Source organism: Streptomyces sp. NPDC060205, from assembly GCF_042728395.1.
In the GTDB taxonomy this organism is placed as follows: domain Bacteria; phylum Actinomycetota; class Actinomycetes; order Streptomycetales; family Streptomycetaceae; genus Streptomyces.
The window spans coordinates 14,684-35,780 of record NZ_JBHWZP010000008.1 but is presented as its reverse complement, the minus strand read 5'-3'; the positions used below and the strand labels follow the sequence as shown (position 1 = coordinate 35,780).

Here is a 21,097-nt window from a genome sequence, read left to right as displayed (position 1 = left end):
GGGTGAGAATTTCGCGCCCGCCCCTGTGGCCTGCTGTGACGACAGAGCCTAGAGCGCGCCCTTGCGCGTCAGGTGGTTGAAGAACAGCCAGCCCGGCAGCACGGGCAGCCACAGCGTGAGAAGGCGGTACAGGAGCACGGCGGGCGCCGCGACCTCCTTGGGGAGCCCGACGGCGATCAGACCGACCGTCAAGGTGGCCTCGACCGCGCCCACGCCGCCCGGGGTGGGCGCCGCGGAGCCGAGCGCGTTTCCGGCGAGGAAGACGACGGCCACGCTGGCGATGCTGATCGCGGGCATGTCCTCGCTGCCGAACGCCCGGATCGACGCGTCGAGACACATCACGAAGCAGGCGGTGAGCAGCAGCATGCCGCCGATGCCGGTGATCAGCTTCTGCGGGCGCTGGAGCACGTCCAGCATGCGCGGGATGACACCCGCGAAAAGTGACCGCACGCGCGTGACGACGAATTTCCTCAGGAACGGCACCGAGGTCACGACGAGGACGAGGACCGCGACGGTCAGCAGACCCGCGATGACCGTCCGGGACGGCGACAAGGAGGGCGTCTTCTCGGTACCGGTCAGATAGCCGAACGACAGCAGCATCAGGATGTGGCAGCCGAGCCCGAACAGCTGCGACGCGCCGACGCTCGCCACCGCGAGCCCCGGCCGTACCCCCGCCCGCTGCAGGAACCGCGTGTTGAGCGCGACACCACCCACCGCCGCGGGCGCCACGATCTTCACGAAGGACCCGGCGACCTGCGCCGCCACGGCCCGCATGAACGGCACCCGCTCGGGCACGAAGCCCAGCAGGCTCATGGCCGCGGCGAAGTAGCTCAGCATCGAGAAGAGCGCCGCCGCGGCGACCCAGCCCCACTGGGCGCTTTCGAAGAGCGTGCCGAACTCGATGTGCGTGAGCTGCGTCAGCAGGAAGTACGCGCCGAACGCGCCCGCGATGAAACTGATCAGCGTGCGCGGACGGATGCGCTCCAGACGGGCCGGCTCGACCGGTGCCTGCGGCCTGATCAGCAGCACCTGGTGCCGGATCTGGGTGAGCAGGTCCTCCTCACGGGCCTCGTCCAGCGCCTCGTCGATCGCCCGCTTCTCGGCCCGCTGCTCGGCCCGTACGGTTTTCTTGTCGGGCTTCTCCAGGACGGGCCTGGTCTCCTCCGGCGTGGCCTCGTGCTCCTCGGCGCGGGCCAGTTTGGCCTGTCGGGAGGCCTCCAGGACCGCCTCGCGCTCGCGTTCCGCGCGTTCCCGGGCCAGTTTGCGCAGGGTGGCCCGGTGGGAGCGGGTGAGTGCGATGGGCTGCAGCATGGGCAGGCAGTCGGCGACCGCGTCCGGGCCGAGGACGCCGACGGCGGAAGCCACCGCGCGCTCCGCGCCGACGCGCAGGCCGAGCGTGGTCACCAACTGGGCGACGTCCATGCGCAGCATCAGCTCGCCGGCCGCGATCTCGCCGTTGCGCAGGTCCGTGAGGATCACCGTGCCGGAACGATCCACCAGAATGGCGTCACCGGCCAGCCTGCGGTGCGCGATGCGCCGCGACTGCAGCGCCTGCACCTGGTGCCAGGTCTCGCGCAGCAGGTCGTCGGTGATCTCCTCGTCCGTCAGCGCGTCGAGGGTGCGCCCGCCGATGTGCTCGTAGACCAGCATCACGGCGTCCGGACCCAGCTCGGAGGTCGCGATCAGCTTCGGCGCGTTGGCCCCCGCGGCGATGGCCGCGTACGCGAGGAGCGCCTCCTGTTCCAGGGCCTGGCGCAGTGACTGGAGACTGCGGCGCGTGGTGATGCCCCGCAGGGTCAGCCGACGCCACACGCGGTAGAAGAAGCCCTGCGCCTGCTGTTCCCGGTCCACCACCGTCACGTCCAGTGGGGCGCCGTCCTGGAGCGTCACGAAGTACCGGCGGCCCCGGTCGCCGTCCGCGGCCTCCGGGGTCTCGTCGCGCGCCGCGCTCACCGGGTGGAAGCCGACGTGCCGCAGGCCGGCCATCAGGGTCCGGCCCGTGGGCCGGACGTTCGGTGAGCCGACCGCGTACAGCGTCCCGTAGGCCACGCTCCAGCCGATCAGCACCGTGAGGATGATCGAGAAGGGGGTCGTGTAGCCGGTGACCAGCATGGAGAAGGCGTCGAGCATCAGCACGACCCACAGGACCGCACGCCAGCGCGGCCGTCGCGACATGCCGACGGCCGTCATGTAGGCGATGACCGGCGCGAGGTAACCGTGCACCGGGTCGGTCAGGGCGTGGATGTCTCCGGGGGAGGGCTGGGTGAGGGCTTTCTGGATCGAGTCCGGAGCGCCTTTGGCGACCCACAGGTCAGTGGCGAGCGTCACACCGTGGGCGAGGACCGCTGCCAGCACACCGTCGGCGATCCGCAGTCCGTCCCGCTTGATCAGCCGCTCGATGGCGAAGGCGACCGGCACCAGGAGGATCGCGATGCTCGACGCGAGCCCGGCGATCTTGATCAACAGGTCGGGCGCCTCGTCGGTGCCCTTGTTGATGTCCTGAGCCAGCCCCGACGTCGTGCCGTGCGCGAAGGCGGCGATCGACAGCAGCACGACGATCGCGAGAACGCCCACCAGCAGGCGCATCAGGTCGGAGGGCCGGTGCACGCGCGCGGGGAGCAGCGGTTCGTCGCCCTCGACCGCTTCGGCCGGGGCTTCGTCGCAGGCCACGCCGTCCGTGTCCGCGGCTCCGCTCTCCTTGCGCATGTCCTTCTTCTGGGACGTGTCCGGACTCCCGGACGTCACGCCTGACTCGGGCGTGGCGTCCGTCACCGGTGTCACGGGCGCCTCTGTCTTCTCCGGAACGCTCTCGTCCGTATCGTCGCCGGAATCCGGGCGCGACGAAACCTCAGAGGTGCCCTCCGCGTCTTCGGGGTGCACACCCTGCTGTTTCATCGTCTCTTCTTGGTCTCGTATCACCAGTAACCGCCCGCACGATGGTGGCATGTCCCGCTGACACAGGGGGGCATCAGGGTGCAATGCGGGGGCGCACAGTCTGCCCGAAGCGCTGTTCCGGGGCGAGGGATACACACGGTCGCCGCCACGTCACGTTGTCGGAGGGGTGGTGCAGGATGGACCGGATGAGCGAGCAGAGCCTCCCGGCGGACGCCTTGCCGGAGTACGCGGAGCGGGTCCTCGACGCCGCCGAGCAGATTCCGCCCGGGCGCGTCATGACGTACGGAGATGTCGCGGAATGGCTGGAGGAGGGCGGTCCGCGACAGGTCGGCCGCGTGATGGCCCTCTACGGAGGAGCCGTCCCGTGGTGGCGGGTCGTCCGCGCGGACGGGACGTTGCTTCCCGGCCACGAACTGGAGGCACTGGAGAACTACCGGGCCGAAGGCACGCCCCTGAAGGGCGCGAGCCGGGCCTCCGAAGGCCACCTTCCGCGCATCGACATGAAACAGGCCAGATGGGACGGCGGTGATCGCGCGGAGGGCCACACCCGACAGCTTCCGGCATCGAACCGTCAGGAGGGGGACGGGTGACCCGTACGGGGGAACGCGGGCACGCCCGGGACATGCCGTACGTTCGTGATGCGGGAGACACCGGTGCCGGGAGGGAACACGAGGAAGCACCGCTTCCACGGCATCCACCGGCGTAGCGTCGACGGCACGCGTCCCGTTCATCCCGCGGCCACCGCCCGCCCCGCGCCACCGATCTCCCACCCGTCGCCCGCGCACGATCCCTCACCGACGGCGTCCCGCGCCGACAGTGACAATCCCCAGCACACCCACCAGGACCGGCGAACCACGTGAGCTCCTCTTCCTCCACCAGGCGCCTGTCGTACCCCCAGGGTCGACAGGGGACCCGTGGCGCTTACCGGCTGGTGCGTACCCCGCCGGTACGGGTGGCTCCCCCTCTGCTGGACGCAGCCCAGCGCGCCGCGGTTGACCACGCGGGCGGCCCGCTGCTCGTTCTCGCAGGTCCGGGTACCGGCAAGACGACCACGCTCGTCGAGTCCGTGGCGGCCCGGATCGCCCGTGGCACGGACCCCGAGCGCATCCTGGTGCTGACGTTCAGCCGCAAGGCCGCCGTCGAACTGCGCGACCGCATGGCGCTGCGCATAGGAGCGGCCCGCGCACCGCAGGCGACGACCTTCCACTCCTTCTGCTACGCCCTGGTCCGGGCCCACCAGGACACCGACCTGTTCGTGGAGCCGCTGCGGCTGCTCTCCGGCCCCGAACAGGACGTGGCGGTACGGGAACTGCTCGCGGGCCAGCCCGGCCTGGAGCGGCTCGGCCTCGCCCATGTGCGCTGGCCGGACGAACTGCGCGCGTGCCTGACGACACGCGGCTTCGCCGACGAGGTCCGCGCGGTCCTCGCCCGCAGCCGTGAGCTGGGCCTCGGCCCCGACGCCCTGCAGACCTTCGCCAGGCGCATCGGCCGCCCCGACTGGCAGGCCGCCTCGGCCTTCCTCGCCGAGTACCTGGACGTGCTCGACATGCAGGGAGTGCTCGACTACGCGGAACTGGTGCACCGCGCGGTGCTGCTCGCCCGGCGCCCCGACGTGGCCGAACGGCTCGCCCAGCGGTACGACGCCGTCTTCGTCGACGAGTACCAGGACACCGATCCGGCACAGCTGCGACTCCTGGACGCGCTCGCGGGCGGCGGCCGCACCCTGGTGGCCTTCGGCGACCCCGACCAGTCGATCTACGCGTTCCGGGGCGCCGACGTGAACGGCATCCTGGACTTCCCCGACGTCTTCCCGCGCGTGGACGGCACCCCGGCGCCGGTCGAGGTCCTGCGAACGTCCCGCAGGTCGGGCGCGGGCCTGCTGGCCGCCACCCGCCTGCTGACCCAGCGCATGCCCCTGACCCGCCTCCCGGCGGAGAAGGTACGCGCCCACAGGGACCTGGCCCCCGTACGGGACGGCGGCCGGGTGGAGGTCTACACGTACCCGACGCCGGGCACGGAACTGGACAACATCGCGGACATCCTGCGCCGCGCCCACCTGGAGGACGGCGTTCCGTGGAAGGACATGGCCGTCCTGGTACGAGCCGGTTCCCGCACCATCCCGACGATCCGCCGCACGCTCACCGCGGCCGGCGTCCCCCTCGACATCGACGGCGACGACCTGCCGCTGCGCCACGAACCGGCGGTGACGCCCTTGCTGACGGCCCTCAAGGCGGTTGCCGTGGCGGAACTGGGGGAGCCCGCCTCGGGCGGCACGCCTCCGGAGGGGCCCGCCTCGCAGGAGGGGTCCGTCCAGGAGGAGCCGCCCCTTCAGGAGGACCCGTCCGTCCAGGAGGACCCCCTTCAGGAGGATCCGTCGGTCCAGGAAGAGCAGGCCGTCCCGGAGAAGCCGTGGCTCGACGTCGAGACCGCGCTCACCCTCCTCGCGTCCCCGCTGGCCGGTATGGACGCGGCGGACCTGCGCCGCCTGGGCCGTGCCCTGCGCGAGGAGGAGCGCGCCGCGGGCAACCACGTGCCGCCGCCCTCCGACGAGTTGCTGGCGCGGGCCCTGGCCGAGCCGGAGCGGCTGGTCGCCCACGACCCCTCGTACGCGCGCGGGGCGCAGCGCCTGGGCGCCCTCCTGCGCAAGGCGCGGGAGCGCCTGGCAGGGGGCGGCACGGCCGAGGAGGCGCTGTGGGAGCTGTGGGACGGCACACCCTGGCCCCAGCGTCTGGAGCGGGCCGCGCGGCGCGGCGGCGCGGCCGGCCGCAACGCGGACCGCGACCTCGACGCCGTGTGCGCGCTGTTCGCGACCGCCGCCCGCGCCGAGGAACGCACCGGAGGCCGTGGCGCCCTCAACTTCCTGGAGGAGGTCGACGCCCAGGACATCGCCGCCGACACACTCACCCGAAGGGCCGTGCGCCCCGACGCCGTACGCCTGATGACCGCACACCGCTCCAAGGGGCTGGAGTGGCGCCTGGTCGTCGTCGCGGGCGTCCAGGAGGGCCTGTGGCCCGACCTGCGCCGTCGCGGCTCCCTCCTGGAGGCCGACCGCATCGGACGGGACGGTCTCGCGGAGCCGCTCACCCCCGGAGCGCTCCTCTCCGAGGAGCGCCGCCTGTTCTACGTGGCCGCCACACGCGCGCGTGAACGGCTCGTCGTCACCGCCGTGAAGGCCCCCGCGGACGACGGCGACCAGCCGTCCCGCTTCCTCACCGAACTCGGCACGGAGCCCAAGGACATAACGGGCCGCCCCCGCCGCCCCCTGTCCGTCGCCGCGCTCGTCGCGGAACTGCGGTCCACCACGGTCGACCCCCGCGTCTCGGCCACCCTCAGGGAGGCGGCGGCCCGCCGCCTGGGCAGACTCGCCGCGCTCGGCGACGAGGACGGCCGCCCTCTGGTGCCGTCCGCGCACCCCTACCGCTGGTGGGGCATGTACGAGCCCACCGAGAGCAAGGTGCCGCTGCGCGACCGCGACCATCCCGTCGTGCTCTCCGGCAGTGCCCTCGACCAGCTCGCCAACACCTGCGCCCTGCAGTGGTTCCTGGGCCGTGAGGTGAAGGCGGACGCCCCCGCGACCGCCGCCCAGGGCTTCGGCAACGTGGTGCACGTCCTGGCGGACGAGGTCGCCTCCGGCCGTACGCCCGCCGACCTCGCCGTCCTCATGGAGCGCCTGGACTCCGTGTGGGAGGCGCTCGCCTTCGACGCGCCCTGGAAGTCGGCGCAGGAGAAGGAGCACGCGCGCGTGGCGCTCGAACGCTTCCTGAAGTGGCATGTCATGGACCGCGCCGAACGCACGCCGGTGGCCAGCGAGCACGACTTCGACGTCACCCTCGAAGCGGGCTCCTACGAAGTCCGCATCCGCGGCTCCATGGACCGTGTCGAGCGGGACGCCGAGGGCCGCGCCTACGTGGTCGACTTCAAGACCGGCAAGCAGGCACCGAGCGCCGCCGACGTGGCCCGTCACCCGCAGCTCGCCGTCTACCAGCTCGCGGTCAACGAGGGCGCCGTGGACGAGGCCTTCGACGGCGAACGCCCCGAGCCCGGCGGCGCCGAACTCGTCCAGCTGCGCCAGGGCGCCCCCAAGAAGGACGGCGGCGAGACCCTGCCCAAGGTGCAGGCCCAGGAGCCGCTGGAGGGCGAGTGGGTCGGCGACCTCCTCGCCACCGCCGCGGGCAAGGTCCTCGACGAACGGTTCACGCCGACGACCGGCCAGCACTGCACACACTGCGCGTTCCGGGCCTCGTGCAGTGCCCGCCCGGAGGGACGCCACGTCGTCGAATGACCGGGCACGACGAACAGCCGGGCACCGGCCCGGGCAGCCGCCCGCCAGGTGTCCGTCGCACGTCCACCGCGTGTGCGGCGATGCGGGCCAAAAGATGTCTGCCGGGTATGAAGCGACGCGAAGTGACATACAGCACCACGTGTGCTGACCTGCGCATCCTTCGACCCTGCCGCCGAATCGGCACCGACTGTCAGTGGGCGCGACTAGCCTTTCCGACGTGCCAGCCCGTATCTCCGATCCCGAGCAGCTCAAGGAGCTCCTCGGTATCCCGTTCACCCCGGAGCAGACGGCCTGCATCGTCGCCCCGCCCGCCCCGCAGGTGATCGTGGCCGGAGCCGGCTCCGGCAAGACCACGGTGATGGCCGCGCGCGTGGTGTGGCTGGTCGGCACCGGACAGGTGGCCCCCGAGCAGGTCCTGGGTCTGACGTTCACCAACAAGGCGGCGGGCGAACTCGCCGAGCGCGTACGGAAGGCACTGATCAAGGCCGGCGTCACCGACCCGGACGTGATCGACCCGGACAACCCGCCGGGCGAACCGGTGATCTCCACCTACCACGCCTTCGCCGGCCGGCTCCTGACCGACCACGGGCTGCGCATCGGACTCGAACCCACCGCGCGCCTCCTCGCCGACGCCACCCGCTACCAGCTCGCCGCCCGGGTCCTGCGCGAGGCACCGGGCCCCTACCCCGCGCTCACCCGCTCCTTCCCCGACCTGGTCGGCGACCTCCTCACCCTCGACTCCGAGCTGGCCGAACACCTCGTACAGCCGGAGGAACTGCGCGCGTACGACGCCCGGCTGCTGCACGACCTCCAAGGCGCCAAGCTCAGCAACGCCGACCTGCGCAAGGTCCCGGAAACGGCCGCCGCCCGGCGTGAACTGACCGAGCTGGTGAGCCGCTACCGGAAGGCCAAGCGCGAGCGCGACCTCCTCGACTTCGGCGACCAGATCGCCCTCTCGGCGACCCTCGCACGCACCCGCTCCGAGGTCGGCGGCATCCTGCGGGACGAGTTCCGGGTGGTCCTCCTGGACGAGTACCAGGACACGTCCGTGGCCCAGCGCATCCTCCTGGCCGGCCTGTTCGGCGGCGGCACGGGCCACCCGGTCACCGCCGTCGGCGACCCCTGCCAGGCCATCTACGGCTGGCGCGGCGCCTCCGTGGCCAACCTCGACGACTTCCCCGAGCACTTCGCGCACGCCGACGGCCGGCCGGCGACCCGCCAGTCGCTCAGCGAGAACCGCCGCAGCGGCGGCCGTCTCCTCGACCTCGCCAACGGGCTCGCGGAGCCCCTGCGCGCCATGCACGCGGGCGTGGAGGCCCTGCGCCCCGCCCCCGGCGCCGAGCGCGACGGCATGGTGCGCTGCGCCCTGCTGCGGACCCACGCCGAGGAGATGGACTGGCTCGCCGACTCCGTCGCCCATCTCGTACGCACCGGCAAGGCCCCCGGTGAGATCGCCGTCCTGTGCCGTACCGCGACCGACTTCGCCCAGATCCAGGGCGCGCTCGTGGCCCGCGACATCCCGGTGGAGGTCGTCGGGCTCTCCGGGCTGCTGCACCTGCCCGAGGTCGCCGACCTGGTCGCCGTCTGCGAGGTCCTCCAGGACCCCGGGGCCAACGCCTCACTGGTCCGCCTGCTCACCGGACCGCGCTGGCGCATCGGCCCCCGCGACCTCGCCCTCCTGGGCCGCCGGGCCCGGCTGCTCGTGTCCCACGCGCGCGTGGGCGCCGACGACGACCCCGACCTGCGGCTCGCCGCAGCCGTCGAAGGCGTCGACCCGGCCGAGGTGATCTCCCTCGCGGACGCCCTCGACACCTTCCTGGAGACGCCCCTCGGCGACGACGGGGACGACGACGGGCTGCCGTTCTCGGCAGACGCCCGCGTACGGTTCGCGCGGCTCGCCACCGAACTGCGCGATCTGCGCCGCTCGCTCGCCGACCCGCTCATGGACGTCCTGCACCGCGTCCTTGCCACCACCGGCCTTGAGGTGGAGCTCTCCGCGTCCCCGCACGCGCTGGCCGCCCGCCGTCGCGAGACCCTGTCCAACTTCCTGGACGTCGCCGCCTCCTTCGCCGCGAACGAGGGCGAGGCCAGCCTGCTCGCCTTCCTGGGCTTCCTGCGCACCGCGGCCCAGTACGAGAAGGGCCTCGACAACGCCCTGCCGGGCGGCGAGAACACCGTCAAGGTGCTCACCGCGCACAAGTCCAAGGGCCTCGAATGGGACGTCGTCGTGGTCCCGGGGCTCGTCACCGGCACGTTCCCCAGCAGTCAGGGCCGCGAGAAATGGACCGCCCAGGGCAAGGTCCTGCCGCACGAACTGCGCGGCGACGCCGACACCCTGCCCGACATCGACGCCTGGGACTCCCGCAGCATGAAGGCCTTCCACGAGGCCATGAAGGAGCACCAGCACACCGAGGAACTCCGCCTCGGCTACGTCACCTTCACCCGCCCCCGCTCCCTGCTGCTCGGCTCCGGCCACTGGTGGGGCCCCTCCCAGAAGAAGCCCCGCGGCCCCTCCGACTTCCTGCACGCCCTGTACGAGCACTGCGCGGCCGGGCACGGCGAGATCGAGGCCTGGGAGGACGAACCCGAGGAGGACGAGGAGAACCCCGCGCTGCTGGCGGCCGGTGGCGATCACGCCTGGCCGCTCCCGCTCGACGACCTGGCGATGGCCCGCCGCCGCGAGGCCGCCCGGACGGTGCTGGCCCACCTGGAGTCCGGCCACTCCCACGAGACGGCCCACCCCGCGGCCCCCGACGAGCTGGGCCCGTACGACGACCCGGACTGGCCGCCGCCGGAGGAGGACGAGCCTCCTTACGAGGAGGCCGATTTCACGGACGCGACCCCGGACGAATGGGACTCGTGGACGCCGGACCGGCCGGCCACCTCCGAGCGCCCGGTCCCGCACCCCCCGACGGTCCCGCACCCCAGCCCCGCCCCGGACGCCCGCCCGCACCCTCCCGAAGCCACGCGCCTCACCCCCGAGGAAGCCCGCACCATCGCCTCCTGGGACCGCGACCTGGACGCCCTCACCGGGGAACTCCTGCGCGCCCGTGAGAGCGTCACGGACGTCCCCCTGCCGGCCTCCCTGACCGCGTCGCAGCTGCTGCGTCTGGCCGCGGACCCGGAAGGGTTCGCCCAGGAACTGGCGCGCCCCATGCCGCGCCCGCCCCAGCCCGCCGCCCGCCGGGGCACCCGCTTCCACGCCTGGGTCGAAGCCCGCTTCGAAGAGCTGCGCCTCCCGTTGCTGGAGCCGGACGACCTGCCCGGCAGCGAGGCCGAGATCGCCGACGAACGCGACCTGGAAGCCCTCAAGGACGCCTTCGAACGCACCCCTTACGCCCACCGCACGCCCTACCGGGTCGAGGCCCCCTTCCAGCTCGCCATCGCCGGCCGCGTCGTACGGGGCCGGATCGACGCGGTCTACAAGGAAGAGGTCCATCAGGAAGGGGTCCCCGAGGAAGGGGCCGACGAGCACGGGGACGGCCGGGCGACGACGACGTACGAGATCGTCGACTGGAAGACCAGCCGCACCCGCACCGCCGACCCCCTCCAGCTCGCCCTCTACCGGCTCGCCTGGGCCGAGCAGCACGGCATCCCCCTGGAATCCGTACGGGCCGCCTTCCTGTACGTGCGCAGCGGCGAGGTCGTACGCCCCGTGACCCTGCCGGACCGGGCCGCGCTGGAACGTCTCCTCCTGGAAGAACCACCCGAAGGGGTTCCCGGCGAACCGCCGGACCGGCACGCGCGCGTGGACGGATAGGCTCGTGACCATGAGCAAGACTCCGGACAGCGCCGTCCGCGCGTACATCCAGCAGCACCGCACACCCTTCCTCGACGACCTCGCCGAGTGGCTGCGCATCCCGTCCGTCTCGGCCCAGCCCGAGCACGCCGCGGACGTACGGCGCAGCGCCGACTGGCTCGCCGCGAAACTGCGGGAGACGGGCTTCCCGACCTGCGAGGTCTGGTCGACCCCCGGCGCACCTGCGGTCTTCGCCGAATGGCCCTCGGACGATCCGCGGGCGCCCACGGTCCTCGTCTACGGCCACCACGACGTGCAGCCCGCCGCCCGCGAGGACGGCTGGGACACCGACCCCTTCGAGCCCGTCGTCCGGGGGAACCGACTCCACGCGCGCGGGGCCGCCGACGACAAGGGGCAGGTGTTCTTCCACACACTCGGCGTCCGGGCCCACCTCGCCGCCACGGGCCGCACGACCCCCGCGGTCCACCTGAAGCTGCTGATCGAGGGCGAGGAGGAGTCCGGCTCCCCGCACTTCCGCGACCTCGTCGAAGCCCGCAAGGACCGGCTGACGGCCGACGCGGTGATCGTCTCCGACACCGGCATGTGGTCCGAGGACACCCCCACGGTGTGCACCGGGATGCGCGGCCTCGCCGAATGCGAGATCCAGCTCCACGGGCCCGACCAGGACATCCACTCCGGCTCCTTCGGCGGCGCCGTGCCCAACCCGGCCACCGCCGTCGCCCGACTCGTCGCCGCCCTGCACGACGAGCACGCGCGCGTGGCGATCCCCGGGTTCTACGAAGGCATCACCGAACTCACCGACCGGGAGCGTGAACTCTTCGCGGAACTGCCCTTCGACGAGGAGCGGTGGCTGCACACCGCCCGGTCGACGGCCACCTACGGAGAGAGCGGCCACACCACCCTGGAGCGGGTCTGGGCCCGCCCGACCGCCGAGGTCAACGGCATCGGCGGTGGCTACCAGGGCCCCGGCAACAAGACGATCGTGCCGTCCTCGGCGATGGTCAAACTGTCCTTCCGGCTCGTCGCAGGACAGGACCCCGACCACATCGAGAAGGCCGTGCGCACCTGGACCTCCGAGCAGCTGCCCGCCGGAATCCGCCACGAGATCACCTTCGGCGCCGCCACGCGCCCGTGCCTGACGCCGCTCGACCACCCCGCCCTGCAGTCCGTCGTACGCGCCATGGGCCGCGCCTTCGAGAAGGAGATCCGCTTCACCCGCGAGGGCGGATCGGGGCCCGCCGCGGACCTCCAGGACGTCCTCGCCGCCCCGGTGCTGTTCCTCGGCATCTCGGTCCCGTCCGACGGCTGGCACGCGCCGAACGAGAAGGTCGAACTCGACCTCCTCCTCAAAGGCGTCGAGACCTCCGCCCACCTGTGGGGCGATCTGGCCCGGAACTGGCGGGATGCACACTGAAGAAGCCCCGCCGCACACGTCCTGCCGTACAACCGGACATCCGGCTGAACAGCCCGCCGAACCAACCGTTTCACCGGGGGAGTTGGAAGCACCCGTGACCACCTGGACCGACCGCACCGCCGACCGTCCCATCTCGCTCACCGCCCCGAGCGGCATCGACCGGGCCGCCCACCACCGGCTCGACGAGGCCTGGCTCGCCGCCGCGTGGAGCCACCCCACCACCCGCGCCTTCGTGGTCTCCGGCGGTCAGGTCCTCATCGACGAGACGCCCGACGGCACCACCGAACTCGTCATGACCCCGTCCTTCGAGGCGCCCCTCACCGAGGCGCACCGCTACTTCCTCGGTACCGACGACGACGGCGTGAGCTACTTCGCCCTGCAGAAGGACAGCCTGCCCGGCCGTATGGACCAGTCCGCGCGCGCCGCGGGTCTGCGTGAGGCCGGCCTGCTCCTGTCACCCCGCGACGCGGGCCTCATGGTGCACGCGGTCGCCCTGGAGAACTGGCAGCGCCTGCACCGCTTCTGCTCGCGCTGCGGTGAACGCACGGTGATCGCCGCGGCCGGTCACATCCGCCGCTGCCCCGCCTGCGGCGCCGAGCACTACCCCCGTACCGACCCGGCCGTGATCATGGCGGTGACGGACAACGAGGACCGCATCCTGCTCGGCCGTCAGGTGCACTGGCCCGAGGGCCGCTTCTCCACCCTGGCGGGCTTCGTCGAGCCCGGCGAGTCCATCGAGCAGTCGGTCCGCCGCGAGGTGTTCGAGGAGGCCGGCATCACCGTCGGCGAGGTCGAGTACGTCGCCAGCCAGCCCTGGCCGTTCCCCTCCAGCCTCATGCTGGGCTTCATGGCCCGCGCGACCTCGGCGGAGATCAACGTCGACGGCGAGGAGATCGAGGAAGCGCGCTGGTTCTCCCGCGAAGACCTGCGGGCCGCCTTCGAGTCCGGGGAGGTCCTGCCTCCGTACGGCATCTCGATTGCGGCCCGTCTGATCGAGCTCTGGTACGGCAAGCCCCTGCCGACGCGCTCAGCGGCTGCCTGAGACAGCCCGCGCCTGGGACCGGGGGCCGGTCCTAGGCGCCGATCTTCTGCTTGACCTGGGCCAGCGAAGGGTTCGTCAGCGTCGAACCGTCCGGGAAGAGGACGGTGGGAACTGTCTGGTTTCCGCCGTTCGCCTTCTCCACGAACGCCGCGGACGCCGGGTCGTGCTCGATGTTGATCTCGTCGTACGTGATGCCCTCGCGGTCCATCTGGCTCTTGAGCCGGCGGCAGTAGCCGCACCACGTGGTGCTGTACATCGTCACAGTGCCCGGCATGTCTCTCATGCTCCTTCGCTGCAGGGAGGTGCGTGTTCGCAGTCAGGGGAACGTACGCGGCCGGGCTGCCATTCCCGTGCACGGGAGGGCGGGGGCCACGCAGGCACGGGCGGCGCCTGCCGCATTAGTACGACTGCAAGCGGCTGCCTGTGGACAACCGGCGCATCCGTCCCGGCCGACCTGGCAGCATGGCGGGGTGACAGCAGCATCGCATTCCACCCTTTTCCCGCAGGGCACCCACGGCTCTCAGTACCCGGCACCGCCGAGTGGGGCCGACGCGGTGCTCGAAGGGCTCGACCCCGAGCAGCGCGAGGTCGCCACCGCCCTGCACGGTCCGGTCTGCGTGCTCGCGGGAGCCGGTACGGGCAAGACCCGTGCCATCACCCATCGCATCGCCTACGGAGTGCGGGCGGGGATCCTCCAGCCCTCCAGCGTGCTCGCCGTCACCTTCACCGCACGGGCCGCGGGCGAGATGCGCGGCCGTCTCCGCCAGCTCGGCGCCTCCGGGGTCCAGGCCCGCACCTTCCACTCCGCCGCCCTGCGCCAGCTCCAGTACTTCTGGCCGAAAGCGGTCGGTGGCGGTCTGCCCCGCATCGTCGACCGCAAGATCCAGCTCGTCGCCGACGCCGCGGCGGCCTCCCGCATCCGGCTCGACCGCGGCGAGCTGAGGGACGTCACCGCCGAGATCGAATGGTCCAAGGTCACCCAGACCATCCCCGCCGACTACGCGGCGGCGGCCGTGAAGGCCGGACGCGAGGCCCCCCGCGACCGCGCCGAGATCGCACAGCTCTACGCGGCCTACGAGGACATCAAACGAGGCCGCGGCGTCATCGACTTCGAGGACGTCCTGCTGCTGACCGTCGGCATCCTTCAGGACCAGCACCACATCGCGGAAGCGGTCCGTGCCCAGTACCAGCACTTCGTCGTCGACGAGTACCAGGACGTCAGCCCCCTCCAGCAGCGCCTGCTGGAGCTGTGGCTCGGCGAGCGCGACAGCCTCTGCGTCGTCGGCGACGCCAGCCAGACCATCTACTCCTTCACCGGCGCGACCCCCGACCACCTCCTCGACTTCCGCACCCGCCACCCCGGCGCCACGGTCGTCAAACTCGTCCGCGACTACCGCTCCACCCCCCAGGTGGTCCACCTCGCCAACGGCCTGCTCGCCCAGGCCCGCGGCCGCGCCGCGGACCACCGCCTTGAGCTGATCTCCCAGCGCCCCGCAGGCCCCGAGCCCGGTTACGCGGAGTACGCCGACGAGCCCGCCGAGGCCGAGGGCGCCGCCCGCCGCATCCGTGACCTCATGGCCTCCGGGACACCCGCGAGCGAGATCGCGATCCTCTTCCGTACGAACTCGCAGTCCGAGATCTACGAACAGGCCCTCGCCGATGTCGCCGTGCCCTACCAGCTGCGCGGAGCCGAGCGCTTCTTCGACCGCCCCGAGGTCAAGCGGGCGATCCACGCCCTGCGCGGCGCGGCCCGCTTCGGGGGCAACGACTCACTCCTCGACGACGCCCCCGACCTGCCCTCACAGGTGCGGGCGGTGCTGTCCGGGGACGGCTGGACCCACCAGCCACCGGCGGGCTCCGGCGCCGTCAGGGAGCGCTGGGAATCCCTCGCCGCCCTCGTGAACCTCGCCCAGGACTTCGCCGCCGCCAGGGCCGACGCCACCCTCGGGGACCTCGTCGCCGAACTCGAAGAGCGCGCCGGCGCCCAGCACGCCCCGACCGTCCAGGGCGTCACCCTCGCCTCCCTCCACTCCGCCAAGGGCCTGGAGTGGGACGTCGTCTTCCTGGTCGGCGTCGCCGAGGGCATGATGCCGATCTCCTACGCCAAGACCGACGACCAGATCGAGGAGGAGCGCCGCCTCCTCTACGTCGGTGTCACCCGCGCCAGACAGCACCTGAGCGTCTCCTGGTCGCAGTCCCGCTCGCCCGGTGGCCGTCCCAACCGGCGGCCCAGCCGCTTCCTCGACGGCCTGCGACCCGGCTCCGTCGCCACCGCGGGCCGCAGGGGCGCCGCCGGCCCCGGCGGGCCCGGCGGCATCGAGCGCGGGGCCGTGGGCAGCGCCCCCGACGCACCCCGGCGGACCAGCCGCACCCCCGCCCGCTGCCGCGTCTGCGGTCGCACCCTGAGCGAGGCCGGCGAGATGAAGCTGATGCGCTGCGAGGACTGCCCCTCCGACATGGACGAAGGGCTCTACGAACGGCTGCGCGACTGGCGTGCGGTCCAGGCCCGGGGGAGCGGGCAGCCGGATTTCTGCATCTTCACGGACAAGACGCTGATGGCCATCGCGGAAGCGGTGCCGTCCACTCCGGTTGAGCTGGCCCGCATCCCGGGCGTCCGCGCCCGCAAGCTCAACCGCTACGGAACCGACGTACTCGCCATCTGCGCAGGTCAGGAGCCTGATATCGGTGAGGACGAGGAATGATTCAAACTCGTCGAGAAAATAGTTTGCGCATGCCCCAGCAATCCCCATAAGTTCTAGAGCACGGAAACGGCGGCCTTCTCGAAGGCCCAGGTTTCGTGCTGTACTTAACAACCGACGGACCGGCTCGCCCGGTCCCAGAGACGCCGAGAGGAGGCGATTCCAGTGATCAGCATCACCACCAGCTCCGCCAGCACCGCCAAAATGACCGATCGCTCGGTCGTCTCCACCTGCCTGCTCGGCTTCTCGAACCTGGGCACCGGTCTGTCCGGCATCGCTGCCATTCGGCCGGCGTCCCCCGTGTCTCTCGCGGCTCTTTCTGTCCGCGAGCGCAATGAGCGACCGATGAAGGCACTGGAAGCAGTAGAGGCACAGGCGAAGGCCTATGCCTTTGAGGCGGCCGGTGCCGGAGTCAACAAGCAGACGCATCACACGATGTGGGCCTTCCGTGGGCCTGACCCCTGGAGTGATCCAGCCTGATCCGATGATCAGGCCGGCGCCTTCAGGGCCGCGGAACCCCACCCGGGATCCGCGGCCCTTCTGTTTGTCCCCGACCGGGGACGGCGGAGCGAAGGGGCCTCGGGACAAGACAAAACCCCGGTACCAGCCGCCAACCGGCCGACCCGGCCGGCACGACCAGACGAGGAAGACCAACCGTGCAACTCGAAGCGCACGCCCCGTCCGTACCGCCTTCCGAAACGATCACCCCGCCCGGCTCCACGGAGGACTCCACCTTGACCCCGCTCACTGCGCTGACCGCGCTCGACGACGCCATCGAGAACCTCGGCGTACCCGTCCCCTGCCGTTCGTACGACCCGGAGGTCTTCTTCGCCGAGTCGCCGGCCGATGTCGAGTACGCCAAGTCCCTCTGCCGCACCTGCCCGCTGATCGAGGCCTGCCTCGCCGGCGCCAAGGAGCGGCGTGAGCCCTGGGGCGTCTGGGGCGGCGAGCTCTTCGTCCAGGGTGTCGTTGTCGCCCGGAAGCGGCCGCGTGGCCGCCCGCGCAAGAACCCGGTTGCGGCATGAACATCACAGGAACGATCGATCGCCCCCTGACGCACGACCCCAAGAAACAGGCCCCGATGAAGCCGTCCACCGGCGAGCCCACCGGCTCCGCGATTCCAGACTTCACTGCCACCGGCGCGAACGACTCGCGTCAGAACAGGACCCGAGAGATGCAACTCATTCCAGAAGCCCTCGCCCGTGCGCATATGCACGAGCGAATCCAGGAGGCGGAGAGGGAACGCCGGGCCATGCGCCTGATGGTCGCCCGCCGTATGCAGCGCCGGGCCGAGCGCGCGTCGCTGCGTGCCCGCCGCGCCCTGGCCATGGCGGTCATGCAGTAGGACCCATTGGTCGAGGCAGCACGAACAACCGCTGATCGCGGGGGTCGGTCCGAGTGGACCGGCCCCCGCGGTGCGTTGTGCCTCCCGCCGCTTCGTCCCGCGAACGGGCGGCGGAAGGTCTCACGCCCCGGCTGCCGAGTCCTCCTCCTCGTCCAGACCCGGATCCGTATCCGTCTCCAGATCCGGCTCCGTGTCCGGCAGGAAGCCGGGAAGCCATTCTTCGAGCTCCTGCCGTAGCCGGACGGTCGCTCCCAGCTGGCACAGCACACCGATCGTGCTCAGGGTCACCCGGTGGATCAGCAGATACGCCGGCGGCAGATTGAGCTGCTTGCCCAGTTGGTGTGCGGGGGAGCGGGGGTCGGCGACCCGGGCCGCCTGGTTCCGCATCCAGCCCCGGCTGAAGGTGAACTCGTCGAGCTGCGCCGGTTCGATGATGGGGAGCAGGTAGTCGAGGACGGCGTCAGGGTCCAGCTCTATGGACTCCCTGACGAAGCCCTCCTCGCGGAGCAGTTCGTAGACGGCCTCCGCCTCGCCGTCGAGGGTCATGCGGAGAGATTCGCCGATCGTCGGCGGCAATCCGTCCGGGAGACGGTCCACCGTGCCGAAGTCCAGGACCCCCAGCCGCCAGCCGCTCCTGTCGGCGGAGCCGGCGGAACCGTCGTCCGGCACGAGACGGAAGTTCCCCGGATGCGGGTCGGCGTGCAGCAGGCCGGTGCGGGAGGGGCCGGAGAAGAGGAAGCGGGCGAGGAGCTGACCGGCCCGGTCCCGCTCCTGCGGAGTGCCGTCGGTGATCACCTCGGACAGCGGAGTTCCGTCGATCCACTCCGTCACCAGCACCTGCTCGCGCTGGTGGACCACCGCCGGCACCAGCACATCCGGGTCGTCCGCGAACTCCTCCGCGTGCGCCTGCTGCGCCTGTGCCTCCAGGCCGTAGTCGAGCTCCTCGGACACCCGGTCGCGCAGCTCCGCGATGAGCGGCTTGATGTCCATGCCCGGGATCAGCGGTCCCAGCAGCCGGGCGAAACGGCTCAGCTGGTTCAGATCGGACAGCAGGGCCTCGCCCGCCCCCGGGTACTGGACCTTGACCGCGACCTGCCGGCCGTCGTGCCAGACCGCCCGGTGCACCTGACCGATCGAGGCCGCCGCGGCGGGTTTGTCCTCGAACTCCAGGAACAGGTCCTGCCAGTCCTCGCCGAGCCGCTCGGCCAGCACGGTGTGCACCGTGCGCGTCGGCATCGGCGGGGCCGCTTCCTGGAGCTTCGTGAGCGCCGCGCGATAGGGGCCCGCGACCTCCTCGGGCAGAGCCGACTCGAAGACGGACATGGCCTGCCCGAACTTCATGGCGCCGCCCTTGAGCTCGCCGAGCACCTTGAACAGCTGCTCGGCCGTGCGCTGCTGCAGCTCGCGGCCCACGAGCTCCGCGGACTTGCCGCCGATCCGTTTGCCGAGTCCCCAGGTGGCGCGCCCGGCGAAGCCGAGCGGTAGCGCGGCGAGCTTGGCGGTCCGGGTGACCGCCTTCCGGGGAAGATCAGACATGCGCCCTCCAAGTACCGGACAGCCGTGCCGCGTGCGGCTGTTGCCCAGCCATTGTCTCGTGCGGCCCTTCGTCTTCCGAGGTCTGCTCCCCCTTACCTTTCTCCCCGGGCCCGCAGGGGCATGCGGGATGCTGCCACACCGGGCGGGCGTGCCAGTCGAAACCGGGGACCGAGACCTCCCAGCGGGTTCCCGCACTCGACGGTAGCCCCCCGTCCAGGAAGGCCAGCGCGTGCCCCGCGGCCAGCCCCGCGACCGTGGCCGCCAGAGTGAGATCGCACGCCGGAACCTGGCGGGGCCGCCCGGAGCGCCACTGTGCGAGAAGGCGGGGCCAGGCCGGGTCACGGTCGGTGCGCCCGAGGTCCAGACAGCCCACGCAGGCCGTGTCTCCGGGCAGGACCAGCGGGCCGACGACGCCCGTCCCCTCCACGACCCCGGCGAAGAGATGCGGCGTACCGGAGTGGATCAGTGGCTCGAAGGCCGCCGGGTCGGGGGCGTGGACGGCCAGGCCGTCCCGGGGCGCGACGATCACCAGGGAGAACCCCGGGTCGTCCTGCCCGGGAGCGGACCGGGTGCCTCCCTGGCGGGGTGGCCGGCCGGGCGCCGCTCTGCGTACCGCGCGCCGTGCGGCCTCGTCCCTGCGCTCGCCGACGGACTCCACGGGCAGTCCGCCAGGCGCCACGTCCCAGGGTTCGACGCAGCCGCCGTCCTGTACATCGACCCGGCCGACGCCCGCGCCCGCCAAGGCCGCGGCCAGGACGGCCCCGACCCTGCCCACGCCCCGGACCTGAACGCGCAGGGAGCGGCGGGCCGCCAGGCGGCGCATGGCTTCGCCCGGATCGGGAGCGACGAGGGAGAGCGAGGCGGCGTCGGGCCGGAGCCGGTCGAGGACGGCCGGTTTTCCGCGCAGGGCGTCGGCGGCCGGGCCGCCGCCCGTCGCATCGTCCAGCAACCCGGCCCGGGACAGCCGCTCCACCAGACCGTCGACATGGCCGTCGGGCAGACCCATCCGGCGTCCCTCGTCGCGCAGCAGGGGCAGCCCGCGTGTTCCGTCGAACAAGGTCAGGAGGCTGCCCGTCGCCGTGTCCACCGGGCCGAGCACCATCGCGTGCGCGGGAGCCATCCCGAACTGCACGGTGTTCAGATCCCGCCAGCCGCGCCGCAGCGCGGGTTTCACCATCGGATGCATGCAGCGCCCCCCGTACGTCCCCGTTGTCGTCCCGGTGTGCCGGCGGAGTTCGTCCTGCTCCGTCGGCCGAATGCCAGGATGCCCGCATTGCCCGGCGCGTGCCGAAAGTTGTCCACAGGCGGTGGATGTTCGTCATACAAATCGAGCGCGTCGGGTGCGGTTCGGCATCGATGCGTACCGGAGACGGGACTTCCACCATGTGCAACGGGTAACGTCGGGGCGTGCCCGCCGACCCACTGCACCGTGCCGGAAACCCACAGCGCAGCACGACGAGCCAGCCGCCGAGCGGCTCGGGGGCGAGCGCGATCGAGGTCCGCAGGAGCGCGCGACGGCGCAGAACGGTCTCCGCGTACCGTGAGGGCGATCGCACCGTCGTGCTCATTCCCGCCCGGATGTCCGAGGCGGAGGAGCAGCGCTGGGTCACCGTCATGCTCGACAAGCTGGCCGCCCAGGAGAACAAGCGGGTGCTCGGCGACACGGAACTGTCCGAGCGGGCCGCGCGGCTCTCCGAGCTGTACTTCGACGGCCGGGCCCGGCCCACGTCGGTGCGCTGGGTCACCAATCAGAACACGCGCTGGGGCTCGTGCACCCCCGCCGAGGGCAGTATCCGACTCTCGCACCGTCTGCAGGGCATGCCCGAGTACGTCGTCGACTACGTCCTCGTCCATGAGCTGGCGCATCTGCTCGTACCGGGCCACGGAGCCGATTTCTGGCGGCTCCTGGAGGCCTACCCGCGCACCGAGCGGGCCCGTGGCTACCTCGAAGGGGTGGTGGCCGCCGACCGGCTGCCCCATCTGCCCGCGGCGCGCGGTGAGTGAGGCACGGCTGACGGCCTGACGCCGAACGCCCTGCCCGGACCACCGGAAGCGGGTTTGTGTACCGGGTCTGTACCGGCTTCCGCCACGGCTGGATTTTGCCGTTAGCCTGACGCGACGCAC

Annotated in this window: 14 protein-coding genes; 10 read left to right on the top strand and 4 right to left on the bottom strand. The window is 71.9% G+C overall.

Going from position 1 to position 21,097, the window contains the following annotated elements; genetic code table 11:
• Window positions 1–48: 48 nt before the first annotated feature.
• Window positions 49–2,895, bottom strand: a complete 2,847-nt coding sequence (locus ACFWGJ_RS02585; protein WP_387320390.1) for a YbhN family protein — start codon at window positions 2,893–2,895, stop codon at window positions 49–51.
• 185 nt (window positions 2,896–3,080) lie between these two features.
• Between ACFWGJ_RS02585 and ACFWGJ_RS02580 the strand changes: the two genes are divergently transcribed.
• The 5 genes from ACFWGJ_RS02580 (at window position 3,081) to nudC (ending at window position 13,393) form a co-directional block, all read left to right on the top strand.
• The gene (locus tag ACFWGJ_RS02580; RefSeq protein ID WP_381832538.1) at window positions 3,081–3,485 is read left to right on the top strand and encodes an MGMT family protein; all 405 of its coding nucleotides are present in this window, start codon (window positions 3,081–3,083) and stop codon (window positions 3,483–3,485) included.
• Between the two features lie 266 nt (window positions 3,486–3,751).
• The gene (locus tag ACFWGJ_RS02575; protein WP_387320389.1) at window positions 3,752–7,177 is read left to right on the top strand and encodes an ATP-dependent helicase; all 3,426 of its coding nucleotides are present in this window, start codon (window positions 3,752–3,754) and stop codon (window positions 7,175–7,177) included.
• Between the two features lie 217 nt (window positions 7,178–7,394).
• Complete coding sequence (locus ACFWGJ_RS02570; RefSeq protein WP_387320388.1) at window positions 7,395–10,937, top strand: UvrD-helicase domain-containing protein; 3,543 nt, start codon at window positions 7,395–7,397, stop codon at window positions 10,935–10,937.
• Window positions 10,938–10,947: 10 nt separating this feature from the next.
• On the top strand, window positions 10,948–12,351 hold the full coding sequence (locus ACFWGJ_RS02565; RefSeq protein ID WP_387320387.1) for a dipeptidase: 1,404 nt from the start codon (window positions 10,948–10,950) through the stop codon (window positions 12,349–12,351).
• A 94-nt stretch (window positions 12,352–12,445) separates the two neighbouring features.
• Window positions 12,446–13,393, top strand: a complete 948-nt coding sequence (gene nudC / locus ACFWGJ_RS02560) for an NAD(+) diphosphatase (RefSeq protein ID WP_387320386.1) — start codon at window positions 12,446–12,448, stop codon at window positions 13,391–13,393.
• A 31-nt stretch (window positions 13,394–13,424) separates the two neighbouring features.
• Here the strand turns inward: nudC and ACFWGJ_RS02555 are convergent, their stop codons facing one another.
• On the bottom strand, window positions 13,425–13,667 hold the full coding sequence (locus ACFWGJ_RS02555) for a mycoredoxin (protein WP_107020145.1): 243 nt from the start codon (window positions 13,665–13,667) through the stop codon (window positions 13,425–13,427).
• A 196-nt stretch (window positions 13,668–13,863) separates the two neighbouring features.
• Between ACFWGJ_RS02555 and ACFWGJ_RS02550 the strand changes: the two genes are divergently transcribed.
• The 4 genes from ACFWGJ_RS02550 (at window position 13,864) to ACFWGJ_RS02535 (ending at window position 17,437) form a co-directional block, all read left to right on the top strand.
• Window positions 13,864–16,095, top strand: a complete 2,232-nt coding sequence (locus tag ACFWGJ_RS02550) for an ATP-dependent DNA helicase UvrD2 (RefSeq protein WP_387320385.1) — start codon at window positions 13,864–13,866, stop codon at window positions 16,093–16,095.
• A gap of 162 nt (window positions 16,096–16,257) precedes the next feature.
• Window positions 16,258–16,572 (top strand): hypothetical protein, encoded by a 315-nt coding sequence (locus ACFWGJ_RS02545; protein ID WP_387320384.1) that lies wholly within the window; start codon window positions 16,258–16,260, stop codon window positions 16,570–16,572.
• A gap of 176 nt (window positions 16,573–16,748) precedes the next feature.
• On the top strand, window positions 16,749–17,117 hold the full coding sequence (locus ACFWGJ_RS02540; protein ID WP_107020143.1) for a WhiB family transcriptional regulator: 369 nt from the start codon (window positions 16,749–16,751) through the stop codon (window positions 17,115–17,117).
• Window positions 17,114–17,437 carry a hypothetical protein gene (locus tag ACFWGJ_RS02535; RefSeq protein WP_387320383.1) on the top strand — a complete coding sequence of 108 codons (324 nt, stop codon included), beginning with the start codon at window positions 17,114–17,116 and terminating at the stop codon, window positions 17,435–17,437. The genes ACFWGJ_RS02540 and ACFWGJ_RS02535 overlap by 4 nt, the downstream gene beginning before the upstream one ends.
• Window positions 17,438–17,557: 120 nt before the next feature.
• Here ACFWGJ_RS02535 and ACFWGJ_RS02530 read toward each other — a convergent pair whose 3' ends face one another.
• Both ACFWGJ_RS02530 and ACFWGJ_RS02525 read right to left on the bottom strand, forming a co-directional pair.
• Window positions 17,558–18,973, bottom strand: a complete 1,416-nt coding sequence (locus ACFWGJ_RS02530) for an ABC1 kinase family protein (protein WP_387320382.1) — start codon at window positions 18,971–18,973, stop codon at window positions 17,558–17,560.
• Entirely contained in the window at window positions 18,966–20,159 is a 1,194-nt protein-coding gene (locus ACFWGJ_RS02525; RefSeq protein ID WP_387320381.1) for a TOMM precursor leader peptide-binding protein, read from the bottom strand. The genes ACFWGJ_RS02530 and ACFWGJ_RS02525 overlap by 8 nt, the downstream gene beginning before the upstream one ends.
• A 221-nt stretch (window positions 20,160–20,380) precedes the next feature.
• Here ACFWGJ_RS02525 and ACFWGJ_RS02520 point away from each other — a divergent pair, with 221 nt between their 5' ends.
• Complete coding sequence (locus ACFWGJ_RS02520; RefSeq protein ID WP_248777468.1) at window positions 20,381–20,977, top strand: M48 family metallopeptidase; 597 nt, start codon at window positions 20,381–20,383, stop codon at window positions 20,975–20,977.
• Window positions 20,978–21,097: the final 120 nt, after the last annotated feature.

Bases quoted from the DNA above. Each gene is read 5' to 3' on its own strand.
- ACFWGJ_RS02565 (WP_387320387.1), top strand. From the start codon at position 10,948: ATGAGCAAGACTCCGGACAGCGCCGTCCGCGCGTACATCCAGCAGCAC.
- ACFWGJ_RS02525 (WP_387320381.1), bottom strand. From the start codon at position 20,159: ATGCATCCGATGGTGAAACCCGCGCTGCGGCGCGGCTGGCGGGATCTG.
- ACFWGJ_RS02585 (WP_387320390.1), bottom strand. From the start codon at position 2,895: ATGAAACAGCAGGGTGTGCACCCCGAAGACGCGGAGGGCACCTCTGAG.
- ACFWGJ_RS02580 (WP_381832538.1), top strand. From the start codon at position 3,081: ATGAGCGAGCAGAGCCTCCCGGCGGACGCCTTGCCGGAGTACGCGGAG.
- ACFWGJ_RS02555 (WP_107020145.1), bottom strand. From the start codon at position 13,667: ATGCCGGGCACTGTGACGATGTACAGCACCACGTGGTGCGGCTACTGC.
- ACFWGJ_RS02530 (WP_387320382.1), bottom strand. From the start codon at position 18,973: ATGTCTGATCTTCCCCGGAAGGCGGTCACCCGGACCGCCAAGCTCGCC.
- ACFWGJ_RS02535 (WP_387320383.1), top strand. From the start codon at position 17,114: ATGAACATCACAGGAACGATCGATCGCCCCCTGACGCACGACCCCAAG.